Here is a 22,613-nt window from a genome sequence, read left to right as displayed (position 1 = left end):
CTTACAGTTTCGAGACGGCAACGTGTTGCAGCAGGGCCTCGACCGACACGTGCATCACGTCGGTAAAGGGCTTGGGATAGATCCCCATGTACAACACGGCGATCGCCATCACGCCAAGAATCACGAATTCGCGGCGATTGATATCGGTCAGCTCGCGCACGTGGTCGTTGGCGACATCGCCCAGGACGACGCGCTTGACCATCCACAGCGAATACGCCGCGCCCAGGATCAGAGCCGTGGCTGCCAGCAGGCCGATCCAGAAGTTGTGCTCGACCGCGCCCATGATCACCATGAATTCGCCGACGAAACCGCTGGTGGCCGGCAGGCCGCTGTTGGCCATCGAGAACAGGATGAAGAACGTGGCAAAACGCGGCATCACGTTGACCACGCCGCCGTAGTCGGCGATGCGGCGCGAGTGCATGCGGTCATAGAGCACGCCGATACACATGAACATGGCGCCCGACACGAAGCCGTGCGAGATCATCTGCACGATGGCGCCTTCGACGCCAGCCGTGTTGAAGATGAAGAAGCCCAGCGTGACGAAGCCCATGTGGGCGACCGACGAATAGGCCACCAGCTTTTTCATGTCTTCCTGGACGATTGCAACCAGGCCGATGTAGATCACGGCGATCAGCGACAGCGTGATCATCAGGCCGGCCAGGCTGTGCGAGGCGTCAGGCGCGATCGGCAGCGAGAAGCGCAGGAAGCCGTAGGCGCCCAGCTTCAGCATGATGGCGGCCAGCACGATGGAGCCGCCCGTGGGCGCTTCCACGTGGGCGTCCGGCAACCACGTGTGGACCGGCCACATCGGCACCTTCACGGCAAACGCAGCCAGCAGCGCCACGAAGATCAGGATCTGCGGCGTGTAGCCCAGCTTGGTCTGCTGCCACGTCAGGATGTCGAACGAACCGCCCGAGACATTCCAGAGGTAGACGAACGCGATCAGCGTCAGCAGCGAACCCATCAGGGTGTACAGGAAGAACTTGAACGCCGCGTACACGCGATTCCCGCCGCCCCAGACACCGATGATGATGTACATCGGAATCAGCGTGGCTTCGAAGAACACGTAGAACAGCATGCCGTCCAGCGCGCAGAACACGCCCACCATCAGACCCGAGAGGATCAGGAAGGCGGCCATGTATTGCGCGACGCGGCTGGTGATCACTTCCCAGCCGGCCAGCACCACGATGATGGTGATGAACGCGGTCAGGAGCACGAACCACATCGAAATGCCGTCGATGCCCAGGTGGTAATTGACGTTGAAGGCCTCGATCCAGGAGGCCTTCTCCACGAACTGCATGGCGGCCGTGGAGGAATCAAAACCGGTGTAGAGCGGAATCGTGACCAGGAAGCCGGCGATCGAGCCGACGAGCGACAGGCCGCGCGTCAGGCCGGGACGGTCGTCACGGCCCACCGCCAGCACCAGCAGGCCGAATACGATCGGGACAAAGATCGCAAGCGTGAGCCAGGGAAAAGTGTTGGATGCCATCTCGCTTGCCATCATTGGGGAATCAGCACAAAGAAAGTCACCAGCGCCATGACGCCGATGATCATTGCGAACGCGTAGTGATAGATGAAGCCGGACTGCAGGTGGCGGCTGATGGCTGCCACCCAGCCCACGACACGGGCGCTGCCGTTGATCAGGATGCCGTCGATAATGCCTCGATCACCGGTCTGCCACAGGCCGCGGCCCAGGCAGCGCAAACCGCGCGCGATGATCTGCTCGTTGACCCAGTCGACGTAGTACTTGTTCTCGAGGATCTTGTTCACGCCCGACAGGTTGGCCTTGATGGCGGCCGGCACCTTCGGGTTGATCAGGTAGCAGTACCAGGAGATCACGAAACCAGCCACGACCAGCCAGAACGGCAGCGTCTGGAAGGCATGCAGGCCATAGGCGACCCAGCCGTGCCATTCCTCGCTCAGCACGTGCATCGCGGGATGCTGCTGCGGCAGGACCTTGATGACGCCGTCGAAGAACTTGCCGAACAGCATGGGATCGACCGCCCACGCGCCGACGAACACCGACGGAATCGCCAGCAGGATCAGCGGCAGCGTGACCACCCAGGGCGACTCGTGCGGCTTGCCGCCGTGATGGCCGTGGCCATGGTCGTCGTGGCCATGGTCGTCATGACCATGCGCGTCGTGGCCGTGACCGTGGCCGTGATCGCTGGTGTCGAAGCGTTCCTTGCCGTGGAAGACCAGGAAGTACACGCGGAACGAGTACAGCGAGGTGACGAACACGCCGATCAGGACGGCATAGTAGGCAAAGCTCGCGCCCCAGACGTTGGCCTGGCCGGCGGCTTCGATGATGTTTTCCTTCGAGTAGAAACCCGAGAAGAACGGCGTGCCGACGAGGGCCAGCGTGCCCAGCAGGAAGGTGATCCAGGTAATGGGCATGTACTTGCGCAGGCCGCCCATGTTGCGGATGTCCTGGTCGTGGTGCATGCCGATGATGACCGAACCCGCGCCCAGGAACAGCAGCGCCTTGAAGAATGCGTGGGTCATCAGGTGGAAGATCGCGACCGAGTAGGCCGACGCACCCAGCGCCACGGTCATGTAACCCAGCTGCGACAGCGTGGAGTACGCGACGACGCGCTTGATGTCGTTCTGGATTATGCCCAGGATGCCCAGGAACAGCGCGCCGATGGCGCCGATCACGATGATGAACGACAGCGCGGTGTCCGACAGTTCGAACAGCGGCGAGAAACGCGCGACCATGAAGATGCCGGCCGTCACCATGGTGGCGGCGTGGATCAGCGCGGAGATCGGGGTCGGGCCTTCCATCGAGTCGGGCAGCCAGGCGTGCAGCGGAACCTGGGCCGATTTACCCATGGCGCCGATGAACAGGCAGATACACGCGACGGTCAGCAGCATCCAGTCGGAACCGGGCAGCTTCATGGCGGCCAGCTTGTCGGCCTGCGCGAAGACTTCACCGTAGTGCATGGTGCCGGCGTAGGCGAACAGCAGGCCGATGCCGAGCACGAAACCGAAGTCGCCGACGCGGTTGATCAGGAACGCCTTCATGTTGGCGAAGATCGCCGTCGGACGGGTGTACCAGAAACCGATCAGCAGGTACGACACCAGACCCACCGCTTCCCAGCCGAAGAACAGCTGCACCATGTTGTTCGACATCACCAGCATCAGCATGGAGAACGTGAACAGCGAGATGTACGAGAAGAAGCGCTGATAGCCGGGATCGTCAGCCATGTAGCCGATGGTGTAGATGTGCACCATCAGCGACACGGAAGTCACGACGACCATCATCATGGCCGACAGCGGATCGATCAGGAAGCCGATTTCCAGCTTGGTCTGGCCGATGAGGCTCCAGGTGTAGACGGCGCCGTCGAAACGCAGGCCATTCAGCACGTCGCCCAGCACCACCACCGAACCGATGGCGGAGATGAGCACGCCCAGGATGGTGATGACGTGCGAGGCGCGGCGGCCGATGGGCCGGCCGAGGAACCCGGTGCCGAAGAGGCCCGCGAGAATTGCTCCGGCCAGCGGCGCCAGCGCGATGAGCAGGTAGAGATTGGGTGAGCTAGACATTTTCTTCCAATACCCCGTCAGCCCTTCAGGCGATCGAGTTCGTCAACGTTGATCGTGTTCAGGTTGCGGAACAGCAGCACCAAGATGGCCAGGCCGATCGCCGCTTCAGCGGCGGCCACGGTCAGGATGAAGAACACGAACACCTGGCCGGCGGTGTCGCCGAACCAGCTGGAGAACGCCACGAAGTTCATGTTGACGGCCAGGAGCACGAGCTCGATGGACATCAGGAGAATGATCAGGTTGCGGCGGTTCAGGAAGATGCCGAAGATCCCGATCGCGAACAGGATCGCGCCAAGGATCAGATAGTGGGCCAGCGTCAGCGTCATTGTTTTTCTCCTTGGGGCGCGGCACCGTTCGAGGCGTCACGCTTGGCCTGGGCGCGCTCGCTCTGGGCGGGCATGCTCACCATGCGGAAGCGGTCCTTCGAACGCACGCGGACTGCGGCGACCGGGTCGTTGTACTTCACGTCGCGGCGGCGGCGCAGGGTCAGCGCGATCGCGGCAACCATGCCGACCAGCAGCAGCGCGGCGCCAACTTCAACCGCATAGATGTACTGCGTGTACATCGCTTCGCCGAGCGCGCGGGCGTTGTTGTAGTCGGCGGGGAGCTGCGCCTGCGGACCGGAACCGTACCAGATGGAGCCCAGCACGAAGGACACTTCCAGCACGAGGACCAGGCCGATGACCAGGCCGAGCGGCAGATAGGTCTTCATGCCCTGGCGCAGGGTGTCCATCCGGATGTCGAGCATCATCACGACGAAGAGGAAAAGCACCATCACGGCGCCCACGTACACCAGCACCAGCAGCAGCGCGAGGAACTCGGCGCCCAGCAGCATCCAGAGCATGGCCGCGTTGGCAAACGCCAGGATCAGGTGCAGAACGGCGGTGACCGCGCTGCGCGCGGTGATCACGCGGAACGCCGCGATCACCAGCACGGCGGCCAGTATGTAGAAAAGGACAGTGGTAAAAGTCATGGATCAGACCCTGGGCTTCAGCGGTAAGGCGCGTCTTCGGCCCGGCGGCGGGCGATGTCGGCTTCGTAGCGGTCGCCCACGGCGAGCAGCATGTCTTTGGTGAAATACAGGTCGCCGCGCTTTTCGCCGTGGTATTCGTGGATGTGCGTTTCCACGATGGAGTCCACGGGGCAGCTTTCCTCACAGAAGCCGCAGAAAATGCATTTGGTCAGATCGATGTCGTAACGCGTCGTGCGGCGGGTGCCGTCGTCTCGCTGGTCCGACTCGATCGTGATCGCCAGCGCCGGGCACACGGCTTCGCACAGCTTGCACGCGATGCAGCGCTCTTCCCCGTTGGGGTAGCGGCGCAGGGCGTGCAGGCCGCGGAAACGCGGCGACGCAGGGGTCTTTTCCTGGGGATAACGCAAGGTGACCTTGCGCTTGAAAAAATACTTGCCCGTCAGGCGCATGCCCTTGAGCAACTCGGTCAGCATCAGACTGCCGAAGAAATCCTTGATCGCTTCCATATCCTGCCTCTGCTTGGCGCTTAGCGCCAAATGTTCCAGGGCGTCTGCATCCAGATCGCCACCACGACCAGCCAGACGCCGGTCAGCGGGATGAAGATTTTCCAACCCAAACGCATGATCTGGTCATAGCGGTAGCGCGGGAACGAAGCCCGGAACCACACAAACAACGAGACCACGAAGAACGTCTTGAGACCCAGCCAGATCCAACCCGGAATCCAGGTCAGCGGCACGATATCGATCGGGGAAGCCCAGCCGCCCAGGAACATGATCGATGCCATGCACGACAGCAGGATCATGTTGGCGTATTCGCCCAGGAAGAACAGCGCGAAGGCCATGCCCGAGTACTCGACCATGTGGCCGGCCACGATTTCGGATTCGCCTTCCACGACGTCAAACGGGTGACGGTTGGTTTCGGCGACGGCCGAGATCACGTAGATCACGAACAGCGGCAACAGCGGCAGCCAGTTCCAGGACATGAACGTCAGGCCCTTTTCGGCAAACCAGCCGCGGTTCTGCACGTTGACGATCTCGGACATGTTCAGGCTGCCCGACACCAGCAGCACCGTCACCAGCACGAAGCCGATGGCCAGTTCATACGACAGCATCTGGGCCGAGGCGCGCAGCGCGCCCAGGAACGCGTACTTGGAGTTGGACGCCCAGCCGGCGACGATCACGCCGTACACGCCGATGGACGTGATGGCCATGATGTACAGCAGGCCGGCGTTGACGTTGGCCAGCACGACGTCGGGACCGAAGGGCACGACAGCCCAGGCCGCCAGCGCGGGCATCAGCGTGACCACGGGGGCCACGATGAACAGCACCTTGTTGGCCTGGCTGGGGACCACGACTTCCTTGGTCAGCAGCTTGAAGACGTCGGCAAACGGCTGCAGCAGCCCCTTGAAACCGACGCGGTTCGGACCCATGCGCACGTGCATGGCGCCGATCATCTTGCGTTCCCAGTACGTCAGGTAGGCCACGCACAGGATGATGGGCACCGCAATGATGACGATCTTGACGAGGGTCCAGAGGACCATCCAGACCGTCGGACCCAGCAATGCCTGACCGTGGCTTTCAAGAACATTGAGCCATTCCATCAGGCACGCTCCACGCTGATTTGACCAAATGCGCCACCCAGGGCAGCGGTAGTTTCGAAGGCGGCGGAAATGCGCACGGCGCGATCGGCCACGGCATCATCCTGCACGGTTTCCAGTTCGACGGCGCCCTGCCCGGCCGACACGCGCACCTTGACCCCGGCCGTCAGGCCCAGGCTGGTGAGGGTGCGGCCGTTCATGGCGGCGGCGGGCTTCTTCGAAGCCGGTGCGGCCTGCAGCGGTTCCGAGCGGCGCACCATGGCGTCGGTGCGGTAGATCGGCACATCGGCGACGCGCTCCAGGCCGGTGATGGCCTGGCCGAGGCCCAGCGGAGCCTTGACGTCGTTGGACAGGCGGCCTTCAACGCCGCTTGCCAGCACGGCATCGCGCACGGACTCGGAGGTCTCGTCGTCAAAGCCGGCCAGGTGCAGGACGTTGCCCAGCACGCGCAGGACCTTCCAGCCCGGACGGGTCTGGCCGAACGGCGTGACCGTGCCCTTGAAACTCTGGGCCAGGCCTTGGGCGTTGACGAACGTGCCCGAGGTTTCCGTGAACGGCGACACCGGCAGCATCACGTCGGCCCATTCGGCAGCGGCCGAACGGTAAGGCGTCAGCGCGACGGCGAACTGCGCGCCGCGCAGCGCGGCGATGGCTTGCTGGCCGTTGTCGGCGTCGAGCAGCGGTTCGGCGTGAAGGACGATGTAGGCCTTGAGCGGTTCGGCGAGCATGGCCGCGGCGGTCTTGCCGCCCTTGCCCGGAATGGCGCCGGCGAGGTAACCGCCGACCGTGTTGCCGCCCGAGGTCAGGAAGCCGAACTTGCCGCCGGACAGGTCAGCCACGGCGCGGCCGTTGGCGGCCAGCGTGGTGGCCTGCGCGCTGGCGACAGCCAGGTTGCCCATCAGGACGGCCGTATTGGCGCCCGAGGCAAGGCTGGCGGCGATGAGCTTGGCGTTTTCGCCCGGCGTGACCGAGGCGAATTCGGCCGGCACGGCCTGTTCCTTGGTCTGGGCCAGCGCGACGGCCACTTCGGCCAGCGCGCGCGCCAGTTCCGACGGGGCCACGGTGATGCGCGCGGTGACGGGCATCAGGGGATCGTCGGCGGCGCTGTCGACCATCAGGATCTGCGTGCCGCGCTTGGCGGCCTGGCGCAGGCGCTGGGCCATCAGCGGATGATCCTTGCGCAGGAACGAGCCGACGACCAGGACGCGGTCCAGGTTGTCGAGTTCGGCGATGGGCATGCCCAGCCACGGCGCGCCGGTAAGCGCGGCGTCGAAGGCCGGGTCGGTCTGGCGCAGACGGAAGTCGATGTTCTCGGAACCCAGCGAGCGGACCAGGCGGCCCAGCAGCGAGTATTCCTCGGTGGTGGCGTATTCGGATGCCAGCGCGCCGATCTGGCCGGCGCCGAAGCTGTCACGCACGCGCGACAGGCCTTGGGCCACGGCCTGCAGGGCGTCGGCCCACGAGGCTTCCTGCCACTTGCCGTCGGCGCCCTTGATCATCGGAGCGGACAGACGGTCGTCGCTGTTCAGGCCTTCGTACGAGAAGCGATCGCGGTCGCTGATCCAGCATTCGTTGACGGCTTCGTCTTCGAACGGGACCACGCGCATCACGCGGTCGCCCTTGACCTGGACGACCAGGTTGGCGCCCAGGCTGTCGTGCGGGCTGACCGAACGGCGGCGAGCCAGTTCCCAGGTGCGGGCGCTGTAACGGAAGGGCTTGGAGGTCAGCGCGCCCACCGGACAGATGTCGATCATGTTGCCCGACAGTTCGGACTCGATCGAGCGGCCCACGAAGGTGGTGATTTCGGAGTGTTCGCCACGGCCCAGCATGCCCAGTTCCATGACGCCGGCGATTTCCTGGCCGAAGCGCACGCAGCGGGTGCAGTGGATGCAACGCGACATTTCCTCGGCGGAAACCAGCGGACCCAGGTCCTTGTGGAACACGACGCGTTTTTCTTCCTGGTAACGCGAGGAAGAACCGCCGTAGCCCACGGCCAGATCCTGCAGCTGGCATTCGCCGCCCTGATCGCAGATCGGGCAGTCGAGGGGGTGATTGATGAGCAAGAATTCCATCACCGACTTCTGAGCGGCGCGAGCCTTCTCCGAGCAGGTGTGGACGACCATGCCGTTGGTCACGGGCGTGGCGCAGGCGGGCAGCGCCTTGGGCGCTTTTTCCACTTCAACCAGGCACATCCGGCAGTTCGCCGCGATGGACAGTTTCTTGTGGTAGCAGAAATGCGGCACGTAAAGCCCGACTTTCTGGGCGGCATGCATGACCATGCTGCCTTCGGGCACTTCGACCTTGTTGCCGTCGACGGTTAGTTCAACCATTGCTGTTCCTGAGACCTACAGATATTGCGGGACCACACAAGACTTGTGCTCGATGTGGTGCGCGAATTCGTCGCGAAAATGCTTGAGGAAGCCACGGACGGGCATGGCGGCGGCGTCACCGAGGGCGCAGATGGTGCGGCCCATGATGTTGAGGGCCACGTTGTCCAGCAGCTCCAGATCTTCCGGACGGCCTTGACCGTTTTCGATGCGGTGCACCATGCGGTAGAGCCAGCCGGTGCCTTCGCGGCACGGCGTGCACTGGCCGCAGCTTTCCTCGAAATAGAAGTACGACAGACGCAGCAGCGACTTCACCATGCAGCGCGTCTCGTCCATGACGATCACAGCGCCCGAGCCGAGCATCGAGCCGGCCTTGGCGATGGAGTCATAGTCCATCGTGCATTCCATCATGATGTCGGCGGGCAGGACCGGGGCGCTCGAGCCGCCGGGGATGACCGCCTTCAGCTTCTTGCCGCCGCGCATGCCGCCCGCCAGCTCCAGCAGGGTCGAGAACGGGGTGCCCAGCGGGATCTCGTAGTTGCCGGGACGCTCGACGTCGCCGGTGATCGAGAACAGCTTGGTGCCGCCGTTGTTCGGCTTGCCGACTTCCAGGTAGGCCTGGCCGCCGTTGCGGATGATCCACGGCACCGCCGCGAACGTTTCCGTGTTGTTGATGGTGGTGGGCTTGCCGTACAGGCCGAAGCTGGCCGGGAACGGCGGCTTGAAGCGCGGCTGGCCCTTCTTGCCTTCCAGCGATTCCAGCAGCGCGGTTTCTTCGCCGCAGATGTAGGCGCCGTAACCGTGGAAAGCGTGAAGCTGGAAGCTGAAGTCGGAACCGAACAGGCGGTCGCCCAGGAAGCCGGCGGCACGCGCCTCTTCGAGGGCCTCTTCGAAGCGCTCGTAGACTTCGAAGATTTCGCCGTGGATGTAGTTGTAGCCGACGCTGATGCCCATGGCGTAGGCCGCGATCGCCATGCCTTCAATCACGATGTGCGGATTGAAGCGCAGGATGTCGCGGTCCTTGAACGTGCCGGGCTCGCCTTCGTCGGAGTTGCAGACGAGGTACTTCTGGCCCGGGAAGGCGCGCGGCATGAAGCTCCACTTCAGGCCGGTCGGGAAGCCCGCGCCGCCACGGCCGCGCAGACCCGACGCCTTGACTTCGGCGATCACGTCTTCCGGCTTCATGCCGGTGGTCAGGATCTTCTTCAGGGCTTCGTAGCCGCCGCGCTTGACGTAGTCGGCCAGGCGCCAGTTGGCGCCGTCGACGTCCGCCATGATCTGCGGTTGCAGGTGGCGACCGTGCAGGGCCATCGAGTTGGACAGGTCGTTCAGGGGATCGGGATCGAGCCCCTGCGCGAACTGCTTGTACAGGTCAGGCGCATTCATGCCGACTCTCCTTGCTGCTTGAGGGCCGCGACCAGCGCGTCCAGCTTCTCGTCGGTCATGCGCACGCACATATGCTTGTTGTTCACGATCAGCACGGGGGAGTCGCCGCAGGCGCCCATGCACTCGCCTTCGACCAGCGTGAACTGGCCGTCTTCGGTGGTCTGGCGATAGTCGACGCCCAACTTGCGCTTGAGGTATTCGCCGGCACGGTCGCCGTCGCGCAAGGCACAGGGCAGGTTCGTGCAGACGGCGATCTTGTTCTTGCCGACGGGTTTGACGTCGAACATGTTGTAGAACGTGGCGACTTCCTGGACCGCGATGGGCGGAACGCCAATGTACTTGGCCACGTCTTCGATGACTTCGGTAGCCAACCAGCCCTTCTCTTCTTGCGCGATGGCAAGCGAGGCCATGATGGCGGACTGCCGCTGGTCGGCCGGGAACTTGGCCAGTTCACGGTCGATTTTCTGGTAGGCCTGTTCGGAAAGCAGCATAGTTTGAATCCGGGTTATGCGGGCGTGCTCGTGACTGTCTGGGCGGATCAGCGATCGATCTCGCCGAAAACGATGTCCTGCGTGCCAATGATGGTGACGGCGTCGGCGATCATGTGGCCGCGCGACATTTCATCCAGCGCTTGCAGGTGGACAAAGCCGGGGGCCCGAATCTTCAGGCGGTAAGGCTTGTTGGCGCCGTCGGACACCAGATAGATGCCGAATTCGCCCTTCGGATGCTCGACCGAGGCAAACGCTTCGCCCGGGGGCACGTGGAAACCTTCAGTGAAGAGCTTGAAGTGATGGATCAGCTCTTCCATGTTGGTCTTCATGGCGGTACGCGACGGCGGGGCGATCTTGTGATTCTCGATCATGACCGGGCCGGGATTGTTGCGCAGCCATTCCACGCACTGGCGGATGATGCGATTGCTTTGGCGCATCTCGGCGATGCGGACCAGATAGCGGTCGTAGCAGTCGCCGTTGACACCCACGGGGATGTCGAAATCAAGCAGGTCGTAGACTTCGTAGGGCTGCATCTTGCGCAGATCCCAGGCGACGCCCGAGCCACGCAGCATCGGGCCGGTGAAGCCCAGCGCCTTGGCGCGATCGGGATCGACCACGCCGATGCCCACCAGACGCTGCTTCCAGATGCGGTTGTCGGTGAGCAGCGTTTCGTACTCGTCGACGCAGGCCGGGAAGCGGTTGGTGAAGTCTTCGATGAAGTCCAGCAGCGAGCCCGAACGTGCGTCGTTCATGACGCGCATTTCCTTGTCGCCACGGAACTTGCTGGAGTCGCCGTACTGCGGCATGGAATCCGGCAGGTCGCGGTAGACGCCGCCCGGACGGTAGTAGGCCGCGTGCATGCGCGCGCCCGAGACCGCTTCGTAGCAGTCCATCAGGTCTTCGCGTTCACGGAAGGCGTACAGGAACACCGCCATGGCGCCCACGTCGAGGGCGTGCGAGCCCAGCGACATCAGGTGATTCAGCAGACGCGTGATTTCATCGAACATCACGCGGATGTACTGCGCGCGCAGCGGGGCTTCGACGCCCAGCAGCTTTTCGATGGCCATGACGTAGGCGTGCTCGTTGCACATCATGGACACGTAGTCCAGGCGGTCCATGTAGGGCAGCGCCTGGATGTAGGTCTTGTGCTCGGCCAGCTTTTCGGTGGCACGGTGCAGCAGGCCGATGTGCGGATCGGCGCGCTGGATGACTTCGCCGTCAAGCTCGAGCACCAGGCGCAGCACACCGTGCGCGGCCGGGTGTTGAGGACCGAAGTTCAGGGTGTAGTTCTTGATGTCTGCCATGATTCAACGCCCCATGCCGTAGGTGTCTTCGCGCACCACGCGCGGGGTGATCTCGCGCGGATCGATCGTGACCGGCTGGTAAATGACGCGCCGTTGCTCGGGGTCGTAGCGCATTTCGACGGTGCCCGACAGCGGGAAGTCCTTGCGGAACGGATGGCCGATGAAACCGTAGTCGGTGAGGATGCGGCGCAGGTCCGGATGGCCTTCGAAGACGATGCCGTACAGGTCGAAGGCTTCGCGTTCGAACCAGCCGACCGTGGGCCAGCATTCCATCAGCGATGCAACCATCGGGAACTCGTCGTCGGGCGCCCACGTGCGCACGCGCAGCCGCCAGTTGTTCTCGAGGGAGAGCAGGTGCGCCACCACGGCATAACGCGCGCGGTGGATGCGGACGTTGGTTTCCTCGGGCAGCTGGCGCGTGCCGTTGCCCCAGGTCAGGTAGTCGACGCCGCAGAGGTCGATACAGGTTTCAAAGCGCAGGCCGGCTTCGGTGCGCAGCTTGTTGCAGACGGAGAACCACTGCTCCGCGGGCACTTCGAGCGTCAGCTCGCCCAGCGCCTCGGTCAGCGCGATGTCCGCGCCGAGGGTGGTCTGCAAATTGTTTTTCAGGGATTCGAGCCTGGTCATCATCTTGTACGCTTAGGTGAACCGATACGCTGGTTTCGCAGGTCCGAGGCGGCTGAGGCCTGCCGTCGGACCGGACGAAGCATCAGCGCGCAATCGTGTTGGTCAGACGGATCTTGTTCTGCATTTGCAGCAAGCCGTAGACCAGCGCCTCGGCCGTGGGCGGGCAGCCCGGCACGTAGACGTCTACCGGTACGATGCGATCACAGCCACGCACCACCGAATACGAGTAGTGGTAGTAGCCGCCGCCATTGGCACAGGAGCCCATGGAAACCACCCAGCGCGGCTCGGGCATCTGGTCGTAGACCTTGCGCAGCGCGGGCGCCATCTTGTTGCACAGCGTGCCGGCAACGATCATAAGATCGGACTGGCGCGGACTGGGCCGGAAGATGATGCCGAATTGGTCCAGGTCATAGCGGGCTGCGCCCGCGTGCATCATCTCAACCGCGCAACAGGCCAGACCGAAGGTCATGGGCCACATCGAACCGGTCTTCGCCCAGTTCAGGAACTTGTCGGCGCTGGTGGTGATGAACCCTTGCTTGAGAATGCCGTCTATAGCCATATTCGTCTCTGATAGCGTGCTGTGAAATGAACCCGAAGGTCACTCCCAATCCAGCGCGCCCTTTTTCCATTCGTAGATGAAGCCGACGGTCAACACGGCGAGGAAAACCATGACCGTCCAGAAACCGACGAGTCCGACGGTGCCCTGGGCGATGGCCCATGGGAACAGGAACGCGATTTCCAGGTCGAAAAGAATGAACAGGATCGCCACGAGGTAGTAGCGCACGTCAAACTTCATGCGTGCATCTTCAAACGCTTCGAAGCCGCACTCGTAAGGCGAGAGCTTCTCAGCGTAAGGACGCCGCGGGCCAAGGAGGGAGCCGGCCGTTAGAAGCGCGAACCCGATAAGGGTGGCCACTACGATAAACAGCAGGACGGGAAAATACTGTTGCAGGTTCATTCAGGCGTCCGTCAAATGCGCAAACCTTAGGATTGTAGCATTCGCGCGGTTAGTTCCGGCTGAACTCTGTAGCTTGAATAGCGGGTGAAAGACTGCATTCCTCAAATGGAACAATCGCAGCTTTCGTCGGTGCATCACGAGCATGTGCGGCTCGAACGACACGAAGTCGTAGTATGCCTGAATTCAGTCAGCAGACGAAAAAAAACCACCCCCGAAAGGGTGGCTTATACGAACGGGCCGAGGCCCGTTCGCTTTTGCTTTAAATCCACACAGGGCTTGCGCCCTGCATTGGATTAGAAGCGGTGACGGACACCGACGCCGACAGCGGTCGACTTCAGGTCGTTCAGGAAGGCGTAGTTCGTGGCGTACGAACCGTAAGCGTACAGGTTGGTGCGCTTGGACAGGTCGTAGGTGTAGCCCAGCGAGTAGATGTTCATGTTGGAATCATCACCCGTCAGGTTCGAGTTCGACGGATCAACGCGCTGCCACGAACCGAACAGGTTCGAAGCGCCGCCGATCGGGGCCGACAGACCGACCAGGTACGAGTTGGCCTTGAAGCCGTCAGCAAACAGGTTGCTGCCGAAGTTCACGGAACCCGTGCCACCACCGATGGTGCTGGTGGCGGTGCCTTGGCCGGCGAACCAGCCGTCGGTCGTGCGAGCGTAGGCCAGAGCCAGCTTCACGACTTCGAAGTCGTACGAACCGCCGATGGCGTACATACGCGGGGTGGCGTCGGTCGATTCGGTCGGCAGACGGTTCGAGGCATTCAGCTGGTCGTACGACAGAGCGACGTTCAGCGGGCCGTTGACGTAGCGCAGACCGGTCGTGATGGCGCGGGTGTTGTCGGCGGTCTTGAAGCCGGTTTCAGCACCCTTGGTGTCATCAGCGCTGAACGAGTAGCCAACGCCGAACTGGAAGCCGCTGAACGACGGGGTCTGATACATGACCATGTTGTCGTAGCGTTGCGTGTTGGCAGCGCTCATGCCGACGCCGATGTTGGCTTGACCGAAGCCAGCGCCGAACGGATCGATCGAGCCGAAGTACTTCGACGCGATGTTGGTTTGGCGACCGAAGTCCAGTTGACCCCAGCTGTCGCTGGCCAGACCGACGGTGGCTTGACGGCCGAACAGACGACCACCTTGAGCGGAGTTGCCGTTACCCGAGTTGAAGCCCGATTCCAGTTGGAAAACAGCGCGCAGGCCGTCACCCAGATCTTCCGAACCACGCAGACCCCAGCGCGAACCGTTCTGGACGCCGTTGATCATGCCAAAACGGCTGCCGTTTTGGGCATCAGAACCGCCGCTGATCTTGTTGTAGCCGAGGCCCGTGTCGATGATACCGTACAGGGTGACAGACGTTTCTGCCTGGGCGACACCGGCGAAACCGGCGAGCAGGGCGGCAGCGAGCAGAGTCTTTTTCATTTAAGAAATCTCCGTTGATTTGAGTGACAAGAGCAGCAATCCAGCAAACCAGCCTGCCGCCCCCCTAACTCCGCGAAGGGAAGTTGACGCTATTGCATCAAAAATCGGGGGGACTGGCTATGGTCGGCATCAGAAAAGTGCAGGTTTGCGACAGGCTTGTTGGGAAGTTGCAACATCCCGCTGATGCTTGCCGCGTATCGCTAGGGCTTACCCTTACCGAACTGCCCGAGCGCGCAACCATGCGACTTTCGGCCCTGCCCCCAATTTTCTGGGCAATTCCAAAACCCATTCGTCACGCTACTTTCTTCGCGGCTCCGGCTGCCATGCGGCGCTAAACCGGAGCGGCCGGGATGATGCCGGCACTGAAGATCATCGTAATCACGTGCGGCGTTAATAACATTGTTATTAATAAAAATCGTCGATATGATCGGTGACATCGAATCGCCGCCAAGCGCCATGTCCACGCCCTCCCCCCGTGCCGACCGTAACGAACGTCTGAGCGCCCTGCGCAGGCAGATCATCCTGGACGCCGCGCAGCGCGTGTTCGAGCGGGATGGGCTGGAAAAGACGACGATCCGGGCCATCGCGAAGGAAGCCGGTTGCACGACCGGCGCCATCTATCCCTGGTTCGCGGGCAAGGAAGCGCTGTACGGGGAACTGCTGGATGGATCGTTGCAGCGGCTGCACGCGCATCTGGCGCAGGCGGGCGAGGCCGAGGCGCCGCAGTCGGCCGCGCGCGGCGTGATACGGGCGTTCTTTGCGTACTACGCGCAGCGGCGCACGGATTTTTCGCTGGGGATGTATCTGTTCCAGGGACTTGGCCCACGCGGGCTGGGCCGGGACATGGACGAACAGCTCAATAGCCGGTTGCGGCAATGCATCGATCTGATCGGACAGGCGCTGTCACGCACGAAGGGCTGGCGCGACGAGTCCGTTCAGGTCGAGCAGATGAACGTGTTCACTTATCTGATGGGACTGTTGCTGCTGGTGCATACCCGCCGCCTCAAGTCCCTGGGCCAGCAGGCCGACGCGCTGCTGGACAACTATTGCCACGCTCTGGAACAACGATGACCGCAACCGCCCTCGCCGCCAATGCGCGCCCGCCGCTGATCAGCCTTGCCGACTTTCACGTGCTGCTGGCCGACCAGCACCCGTTCTCGATGCTGCTGGGGATCGATGTCCTGCACATCGGCCACGGCACGGCGCACGCCGTGCTGCCGGCCCGGGACACGCACCAGCGGCTGGGGGGCATCGTTGCCGGACCGATGCTGATGGGACTGGCCGACCTGGCCATGTATGCAGCGGTCGTGGGCGCGACCGGGCAGGCTCATGCGGTCACGGCCAGCCTGACCATCAATTTTTTGCGCAAGAGCCCCGCGGGCGCCATCCATGCCCACGCCCGCCTGCTCAAGGTGGGCCGGCTTTCCGCGGGAGAAGTCGTGCTGACGGGCGAAGGCTCGGACGAGCCGGTGGCCCATATCGTGAGCACGTGGTCGGTGCCCAAGCCATGAGTCCGCGCGTCAGCATCGTCGGCATGGGCAGGATCGGCACGCGGGCGGCGCAGCGGCTGCTGGCCGCCGATCCCGACATTGCATTGACGCTTTACGACATCGAGGCGGACCGCTGCGAGGATTTCCGCGGCAACGCGACGCTGGCGACCTCGGCGCGCGAAGCGCTGGCCGAGTCCGACACCATCGTGCTGGCCCTGCCCCGGGAACGCGAGATCGATCGCACCCTGGAACGCTTCAGCGACGGACAGGTCACGGCGCCCATTGCCGGCAAGCTGATCATCGACCTGGACCCGCCGCCCGCCGACCGGATGCGGCAGCTTGACCGGGCCATCGCGTGCGCGGGCGGGCGCTACGCCTGCGCGCCGCTGCAGGCGGGCGCCGTTGCCGGTGTCGAGGCGCGCCTACTGGACGCGCTGAACCGTCCTGCCTGAGACGTGCAGCCGCTCGACGGCCGCCACGCACAGGACCAGCCATCCGAGGCTGACCGCGAACCCGGCGGCGACGTCGCTGGCGAAATGCACCTGCAAGAGGATGCGGCTCAGGCCGATGGCCATGATGAGCGCGGCCATGAATGCCACGCAGGGCAGGCGCCAGCCGGGCGGCGCAAAGCGCCACATCAGGTAGCAGGCCGTGCCGTACACAGCCATCGCCGCGGACGAGTGGCCGCTGGGAAAGCTCCAGCCGGTTGCCATGGCGTAGCCGTGGTCGTGGTCGGGGCGCACGCGTTCAAACGTATGCTTGAACAGCCAGTTGAGCGCGCCGTTCAAGCCGGTCGCGATGGCGCAGAAGAGCGCGAGCTGCCATGAACCGCGCCACAGCAGCGCTAGCGTCATCAGCACGGCGACGACCGTGAGCAGGTTGCGGTCGCCCAGGTAGGTGATCCAGGACAGCAGCCAGAGCATCGAGGTCGACATGGACATGCTGAGCGCGTTGGCGAGCGCGCTGTCGAACGCCACGACGGCCCCGCGCCGCTCGACGGCCAGCGCCAGCGCCAGGAACACCGCAAAAGACACGCCCGCCGTCGCGGCGAACAGTGCCGCGCGGCCGTTGCCGGACAGCCGGCCGTGGCAGCGCATGAACAGCAACGCCACGCCGCCGGCCACAACCGGCAGCGCGACAAACAAAGAGAGGGCATGGGCCGCGGCCCATGCCGCGTAGACATCGGTCATGAAAGCGCCATCAAAAAGGAACGTGCGCGGCGCCGCCGCGCACGGTTACAGCGAAACCAGGGTTTTGTCGACGGGCGCAAATGCATGCGCGCCTGCTGCATAGTCCCACCGCTCGACGTGGCAGACCGACTGGCCGTCCTCTTGCGAGCGGGTGATCACGCCAAGCGAATTGGGCACGGTGCCCCGCACGCGGTGCGAACACGTGGTTCCCGCCTGGACGATCCAGCCGGCCGGGCCAGTCGGTGCGGTCAGCGGCAGCACGTAGGGCAAGTGTATGTGACCGCCCAGCACCAGATCGACGCCCGCCTGCGCCCAGGCCGCAAGCGCACGCTCGCGGCCGATCAGCAGATTGGACAGGTCCGATTCAACCTTGGCGCGCACGGGGTGATGGGCGACGACGATCCGCAACTGGCCCGGCCGGGCCTGCCGCAACCGCTGGCCGACACGGGCGATCTGGGCGTCGGAGATCTCGCCGTCCTTATGGCGTTTTGGCCGGGTGGTGTTCACCCCGATGGCGAGCACGCCGTCGTTCTCGAATACGGGTTCGAGGATCGGCCCCAGCGCGCGCTTGTAGTTGCCGTAGGGATTGAGGGCGCGTGCGAATACGTTGTACAGCGGGATATCGTGATTGCCCGGCACCGCCAGCACGGGCAGCGCGAGGCGTTCGATGAACCGGCGGGCGGCGGCGAACTGGCTGCGGCGCGCGCGCTGGGTGATGTCGCCGCTGAGCACCACCAGATCGGGCGACAACTGGCGCGCCAGGTCGAGCACGGCTTCGACGACCGCCTTGCGCTCTGTGCCGAAATGGGTGTCCGACAGATGCAGGATCCGCGTCATGAGCGGTCCAGGAGCTCGGGGTCCGCCGGCACCACCAGGGGCAGGCGATCGCTTGCCACCTTGAATTCGAGCGGCGTGTCCATCCAGAAGATTTCGCCGTCCATCGCCACCTTGACCCGTCGGCGCCCGCGCACGCCCACCGTGAGCTTGTCGAAGGCGAAGCTGATCACGTTCTCGGCGTCGCCCATCCGGCTGAGCAGGCCGCGCACCAGCAGGCCATAGAGGGCCAGCGTGCCCACGGGCCGCGCCGCCATGGCGATGAGCCGGTTGCGGTCGAGTTCGTCGTTTTCGATGCCGATGTGCTCCAACTGCAGTTTGTTGTTGCCCACGACCAGCGTCGGTGACCGCAGGCTGCGCGACTTGCCCTCGAATTCGAGTTCCAGGCCAAGCTGGCGCGGTTGGCGCCAGAGGGTGACCAGGCCCGACCACAATGCGACCCAGCGCCTGCGACCGTAGCGCTGCTTGTAGGCTTCGCGGTCTTCGAGCAGTTGCGGATACAGGCCGAGGCTGGCGTTGACGAGGAACAGGCGGCCGTTCAGCAGGCCGACCTGCACCGGGCGGATGTTGCCTTGCAGGAAACCGCGCAGCGCCACGTCGGTTTCTTGCGAGATGCCGTAGGTGCGGCCGAAGTAGTTGAAGGTGCCCTGCGGCAGGATGCCGAAAGGCACGCCTTGTCCCAGCACCGTGCCCGCAACGGCATTGAGCGTGCCGTCGCCGCCCGCGGCGATGACGACGCCCTGCTCGTCCTGGGCGCGCTTGACGGCCTTGCGGGCCACATCCGTCAGCCGCGACGGGTCGTCGACGGGCATGAGTTCGTAGCGCCGCCCGGCCTCGTCGAGGATAGTCCGGATGGTGTCCTGCAGGACCTGCGCGTCGCCGCGCCCCGATCCTTTATTGAGGACGATGAATAAGGGTTCTGTTCCCGTGAGGGGTCGAGCCGCTGTTGCCGGGCTCTGCTCGGATGGCGTCATGCGACAAACATACCCTATGCGGGCAAACCGCCGCAAGACGCCGCGTGGCGCACGCCCGCTCTGTAAGAAAGCGTGCGCCGTCCGGTCAACGCCCGACGGCGTACGCCTGCATCAGGCGCGGCGTGGCGGCCGCATGCAGCAGTCCGTCCGGATCGCGCGAGGCCGCGGTCAGCCGGCCGACCGACCATTCGGGCAGTTCTTCTATCTGGTGGCCGCGCTGGCGCAGCGCCGCGATGACCTCGGGACCGAAACTGGCTTCCAGCGCCAGGTGGCCCGGCTTGCGGTCGCGCGGGTAGAAGGACGTCGGGAAGTGCATGGTGTGCGACATGGGCAGGTCGATCGCTTCCTGCAGGTTCAGGCCATGGTGCACATGACGCAGGAAGAACAGCAGTTGCCATTGTTCCTGCTGATCTCCGCCCGGCGTGCCGAAGGCCAGGTAGGGCTTGCCGTCGCGCAGCGCGAGCGAGGGGGTCAGCGTGGTGCGCGGACGCTTGCCCGGCGCCAGCGTGCCGGGCAGGCCTTCTTCCAGCCAGAACATCTGGGCGCGGGTGTTCAGGCCGAAACCCAGTTCGGGGATGACCGGCGACGACTGGAACCAGCCGCCCGACGGCGTGGCCGAGATCATGTTGCCCCAGCGGTCGATTACATCCACGTGCGTGGTGTCGCCGCGCTTGGCCGACGCGCGCATGTCGGCAAGCGTGGGTTCGTTCGTGGCGCTGCCGGGCGCGGTGACGGGCGACAGGCGCTCAAGGGTGTCCATGACACGCGCGACCTGCGCCTCGAAGCCGGGCACCCGTCCGGGCAGCAGGTCGTGCGACGCGCTCTCCCCGATCAGCTGGCGGCGTTCGGCGTTGTACGCGTCGGATAGCAGATGGGCCAGCGGCACGTCGATGAAGGCCGGGTCGCCGTAATAGGCTTCGCGGTCGGCAAAGGCGAGCTTCATGGCCTCGGTGACCCGGTGGACGAACTCGGCGCTGGTGGGGCTGACGCCCGCCAGGTCCATGTCCTTCAGGATGGCGAGGGTCTGCAGAAAGACCGGGCCCTGGCTCCAGGCGCCGGCCTTGGCGACCGTGTAGCCGTGGTAGTCGTAGGTTAGCGGTTCGTCGTAGCTGGCGGACCAGCCGGCCAGGTCGTCCGCCGTGATGACGCCGCGATGGGTGGTGCCGCTTTCGTCCATGACGTCGGTGTTGCGGGCGAAGCGGTCGATCTCTTCGGCGATGAAGCCGCGGTAGAACGCGTCGCGCGCGGCCTCGATCTGGCGCTCGCGGTCGGCGCCTGCGCCTTCGGCGGCTTGCAGCACGCGGGTCCAGGTGCGGGCCAGCGCCGGATTGCGGAACAGCTTGCGGGCCTGCGGCACTTGCCCGCCCGGCACGTAGACCTGGGCGGTCGTCGGCCAGTGCGTCTCGAAGAAGTCCTTCAGGCCGGCGATGGTGTTGGAGATGCGGGGCATCAGGGCATGGCCGTGCTCCGCGTAATAGATGGCGGGTTCGAGCACGTCGCGCACGCGCATCGTGCCGTGATCGCGCAGCAGCAGCATCCAGGCGTCGAACGCGCCGGGGATCACGGTGGCGAGCAGCCCGTTGCCGGGAATGAGCTTCAGGCCTTCGGCGCGGTAGCGTTCCAGCGTGGCGGCGGCGGGCGTCGTGCCCTGCCCGCACAGGACCTCTACCTTGCCGGTGCGGGCCGAATAGAACACGGCGGGCACTTCGCCGGCCGGGCCGACCAGATGGGGCTCGACCACCTGCAGCACGAACGCCGAAGCGACGCAGGCATCGAACGCATTGCCGCCGCGCTCCAGCAGCGACATGCCGGCCGAACTGGCCAGCCAATGGGTGGACGTCACGACACCGAAGGTGCCGAGGATTTCCGGGCGAGTCGTAAACATGGTGGATCCTGGTGTTGGGGCGGTGTCAGCGCCGCCCGTGAAGAGGCCCGCGTATGCGGGCCCCGAGGCACTACTTTTTCTGTACACCCTTTAGACGGATCAATCCGTCGGGGTACGGGACGAAGCCTTCCACCTTGCTCTGCACGCCGAACGTCCACGGCAGGTAGAACAGGTAGATGATCGGACGCTGGTCCTGCATCGCGGCGAGCACCTGGTCGTACATGGCGCGGCGCTTGGTGGTGTCGGCTTCGGCGCGGGCGTCGTTGAGCAGTTTGTCCACGGCGGGATCGCAGAACTTGCCGTCGTTCAGGTTGCCCTTGCAGCTCAGGTACTGGTGGATGTTGCCGCTGGGATCGACCCGGCCCGACCAGCCGCTTTGGCCGATCTGGAAGTCGCCGCGCGCCAGCGAGGATTGCAGCGAGGCGAACTCGACCGGGCGCAGGGAGATGTCAAAGCCCGCTTCGGCGCCCATGGCCTGCACCAGTTCGAAGACCTGTTGCATCGTGGTGTTGTTGCCGAAGGTGATTTCGACCTTCACGCGGTCGTAGCCGGCTTCCTTCAGCAGCGCCTGCGCCTTCTTGGGATCGCGGCCGGGGCGGTCGAAGGATTTGTTGTACGCAAAGCTGGCCGGCGGGAACGGCTGGTGGGCGGGCTGGAACATGCCTTCGCCGATCACCTGGTTCAGGACGTCGCGGTCGATGGCCAGATCCAGCGCCTGGCGGACGCGCTTGTCCTTGGCGAGCGGATGGTCGGCGCGCGCGCCGTTGGCCAGGTTGACGGAAATGGACTGGAAGCCCAGGCCGGTGACCGGCGCCAGGCGCAGGCTGGCGTCGTCCTTGACGGCCTTGGCGTCGCTGGGCGCCACGCGCTCGATGATGTCCAGGTCGCCGGCGCGCAGGTTGTTCAGGCGCACGGTGTTGTCCGGAATCGGCGTGTAGACGAGGCGATCGAAGTGATAGTTGGCCGCGTCCCAGTACTTGGGGAATTTCTCGAGCACGATGCGGTCGTTCTGCACGCGCTCCTTGAATTGGTACGGGCCCGAGCACACGGGCTTGCCGCCGGGGTCCTTGTCGAAGCTGGCGGGCGAAATCATCATGCCGGCGCGGTCGGACAGCTGCGACAGCAGCGAGGCGTCCGGCTCCGACAGGTTCAGCACCACGGTCTGGGCGTCGGGCGCGTCCACGCTGGCAACGGTGGCCAGCTCGCTCTTGCGGTTGCTGTCAGGCAGCGTGCGGGCGCGGTCGAGGTTGGCCTTGACGGCGGCGGCGTTGATGGGGGTTCCGTCATGGAACACCGCATCCGTGCGCAGCTTGAAGGTCAGCGTCTTGTTGTCCGGGCCGACGGTCCAGGATTGCGCGAGCTGCGGCACGATCTTCAGGTCGGGCGTGATGTCGACCAGCCTGTCGCACAGCGAGGCGAACACGATGCGGCCGACAAAGGTGCGGGCGCGCGCCGGGTCCAGCACGTCCGGGTCGTCCTGCAGCCCGATACGCAGAGTGGACTGGGCCTGCGCCAATCCGGTGGCCAGCATTCCCGCCATGGCCATGGCGAGGCAAAGTTTACGCATGAAAGATCTCCGTCGATTCCGGAAGATCTGTCGTCTCGTGCGC

The 22,613-nt window shown here is 64.4% G+C and carries 22 protein-coding genes; 3 read left to right on the top strand and 19 right to left on the bottom strand.

Going from position 1 to position 22,613, the window contains the following annotated elements; translation table 11 throughout:
• Position 1: 1 nt before the first annotated feature.
• From CLM73_RS06040 to CLM73_RS05975, 14 genes are all read right to left on the bottom strand, one after another.
• Entirely contained in the window at positions 2-1,504 is a 1,503-nt protein-coding gene (locus CLM73_RS06040; RefSeq protein WP_062840514.1) for an NADH-quinone oxidoreductase subunit M, read from the bottom strand.
• Positions 1,501-3,546: an NADH-quinone oxidoreductase subunit L gene (nuoL, locus tag CLM73_RS06035; protein WP_105237729.1), complete on the bottom strand. Its 2,046-nt coding sequence runs from the start codon at positions 3,544-3,546 to the stop codon at positions 1,501-1,503. The genes CLM73_RS06040 and nuoL overlap by 4 nt, the downstream gene beginning before the upstream one ends.
• A gap of 17 nt (positions 3,547-3,563) precedes the next feature.
• On the bottom strand, positions 3,564-3,872 hold the full coding sequence (gene nuoK / locus CLM73_RS06030; RefSeq protein WP_006217969.1) for an NADH-quinone oxidoreductase subunit NuoK: 309 nt from the start codon (positions 3,870-3,872) through the stop codon (positions 3,564-3,566).
• A complete protein-coding gene (locus tag CLM73_RS06025; RefSeq protein WP_105237728.1) occupies positions 3,869-4,519 on the bottom strand; it encodes an NADH-quinone oxidoreductase subunit J in 651 nt (216 codons plus the stop codon). Before CLM73_RS06025 ends, nuoK begins: the two co-directional genes overlap by 4 nt.
• A 17-nt stretch (positions 4,520-4,536) precedes the next feature.
• Positions 4,537-5,025: an NADH-quinone oxidoreductase subunit NuoI gene (nuoI, locus tag CLM73_RS06020; RefSeq protein ID WP_008161196.1), complete on the bottom strand. Its 489-nt coding sequence runs from the start codon at positions 5,023-5,025 to the stop codon at positions 4,537-4,539.
• Between the two features lie 20 nt (positions 5,026-5,045).
• Entirely contained in the window at positions 5,046-6,119 is a 1,074-nt protein-coding gene (gene nuoH, locus CLM73_RS06015; protein WP_105237727.1) for an NADH-quinone oxidoreductase subunit NuoH, read from the bottom strand.
• The gene (gene nuoG / locus CLM73_RS06010) at positions 6,119-8,446 is read right to left on the bottom strand and encodes an NADH-quinone oxidoreductase subunit NuoG (protein WP_105237726.1); all 2,328 of its coding nucleotides are present in this window, start codon (positions 8,444-8,446) and stop codon (positions 6,119-6,121) included. The genes nuoH and nuoG overlap by 1 nt, the downstream gene beginning before the upstream one ends.
• A 15-nt stretch (positions 8,447-8,461) precedes the next feature.
• Positions 8,462-9,829, bottom strand: a complete 1,368-nt coding sequence (gene nuoF / locus CLM73_RS06005; RefSeq protein ID WP_056568284.1) for an NADH-quinone oxidoreductase subunit NuoF — start codon at positions 9,827-9,829, stop codon at positions 8,462-8,464.
• A complete protein-coding gene (gene nuoE / locus CLM73_RS06000) occupies positions 9,826-10,320 on the bottom strand; it encodes an NADH-quinone oxidoreductase subunit NuoE (protein ID WP_105237725.1) in 495 nt (164 codons plus the stop codon). The genes nuoF and nuoE overlap by 4 nt, the downstream gene beginning before the upstream one ends.
• 47 nt (positions 10,321-10,367) lie before the next feature.
• Entirely contained in the window at positions 10,368-11,624 is a 1,257-nt protein-coding gene (locus CLM73_RS05995) for an NADH-quinone oxidoreductase subunit D (protein WP_105237724.1), read from the bottom strand.
• 3 nt (positions 11,625-11,627) lie between these two features.
• On the bottom strand, positions 11,628-12,254 hold the full coding sequence (locus CLM73_RS05990) for an NADH-quinone oxidoreductase subunit C (protein WP_105237723.1): 627 nt from the start codon (positions 12,252-12,254) through the stop codon (positions 11,628-11,630).
• A gap of 79 nt (positions 12,255-12,333) precedes the next feature.
• Complete coding sequence (locus CLM73_RS05985; protein WP_006217960.1) at positions 12,334-12,810, bottom strand: NuoB/complex I 20 kDa subunit family protein; 477 nt, start codon at positions 12,808-12,810, stop codon at positions 12,334-12,336.
• A 39-nt stretch (positions 12,811-12,849) separates the two neighbouring features.
• Positions 12,850-13,209, bottom strand: coding sequence for an NADH-quinone oxidoreductase subunit A (locus CLM73_RS05980; RefSeq protein WP_006217959.1), 360 nt, complete (start codon positions 13,207-13,209; stop codon positions 12,850-12,852).
• Positions 13,210-13,502: 293 nt separating this feature from the next.
• Complete coding sequence (locus tag CLM73_RS05975) at positions 13,503-14,630, bottom strand: porin (RefSeq protein ID WP_105237722.1); 1,128 nt, start codon at positions 14,628-14,630, stop codon at positions 13,503-13,505.
• 456 nt (positions 14,631-15,086) lie between these two features.
• Between CLM73_RS05975 and CLM73_RS05970 the strand changes: the two genes are divergently transcribed.
• From CLM73_RS05970 to CLM73_RS05960, 3 genes are read left to right on the top strand one after another with little or no spacing between them, the layout of a single operon-like run.
• Positions 15,087-15,701 carry a TetR/AcrR family transcriptional regulator gene (locus CLM73_RS05970; protein ID WP_105241397.1) on the top strand — a complete coding sequence of 205 codons (615 nt, stop codon included), beginning with the start codon at positions 15,087-15,089 and terminating at the stop codon, positions 15,699-15,701.
• On the top strand, positions 15,698-16,141 hold the full coding sequence (locus tag CLM73_RS05965; protein WP_105237721.1) for a PaaI family thioesterase: 444 nt from the start codon (positions 15,698-15,700) through the stop codon (positions 16,139-16,141). The genes CLM73_RS05970 and CLM73_RS05965 overlap by 4 nt, the downstream gene beginning before the upstream one ends.
• The gene (locus CLM73_RS05960) at positions 16,138-16,572 is read left to right on the top strand and encodes an NAD(P)-binding domain-containing protein (RefSeq protein WP_105237720.1); all 435 of its coding nucleotides are present in this window, start codon (positions 16,138-16,140) and stop codon (positions 16,570-16,572) included. Before CLM73_RS05965 ends, CLM73_RS05960 begins: the two co-directional genes overlap by 4 nt.
• On the opposite strand, the gene CLM73_RS05955 is transcribed toward CLM73_RS05960, so the two are convergent.
• From CLM73_RS05955 to CLM73_RS05935, 5 genes are all read right to left on the bottom strand, one after another.
• The gene (locus CLM73_RS05955) at positions 16,543-17,310 is read right to left on the bottom strand and encodes a phosphatase PAP2 family protein (RefSeq protein WP_105237719.1); all 768 of its coding nucleotides are present in this window, start codon (positions 17,308-17,310) and stop codon (positions 16,543-16,545) included. The two genes, CLM73_RS05960 and CLM73_RS05955, sit on opposite strands and share 30 nt — an antisense overlap.
• Before the next feature lie 45 nt (positions 17,311-17,355).
• Positions 17,356-18,147, bottom strand: a complete 792-nt coding sequence (locus CLM73_RS05950) for a metallophosphoesterase family protein (protein WP_056568307.1) — start codon at positions 18,145-18,147, stop codon at positions 17,356-17,358.
• Entirely contained in the window at positions 18,144-19,118 is a 975-nt protein-coding gene (locus CLM73_RS05945) for a diacylglycerol/lipid kinase family protein (protein WP_105237718.1), read from the bottom strand. The genes CLM73_RS05950 and CLM73_RS05945 overlap by 4 nt, the downstream gene beginning before the upstream one ends.
• A gap of 85 nt (positions 19,119-19,203) precedes the next feature.
• Positions 19,204-21,003 carry a gamma-glutamyltransferase family protein gene (locus CLM73_RS05940; RefSeq protein ID WP_105237717.1) on the bottom strand — a complete coding sequence of 600 codons (1,800 nt, stop codon included), beginning with the start codon at positions 21,001-21,003 and terminating at the stop codon, positions 19,204-19,206.
• A gap of 70 nt (positions 21,004-21,073) precedes the next feature.
• Positions 21,074-22,570 carry an ABC transporter substrate-binding protein gene (locus CLM73_RS05935; protein WP_105237716.1) on the bottom strand — a complete coding sequence of 499 codons (1,497 nt, stop codon included), beginning with the start codon at positions 22,568-22,570 and terminating at the stop codon, positions 21,074-21,076.
• Positions 22,571-22,613 lie beyond the last annotated feature (43 nt).

This window comes from Achromobacter spanius, assembly GCF_002966795.1.
Classification (GTDB): Bacteria; Pseudomonadota; Gammaproteobacteria; order Burkholderiales; family Burkholderiaceae_B; genus Achromobacter; species Achromobacter spanius_D.
This window is presented reverse-complemented; position numbering and strand designations above follow the sequence as displayed.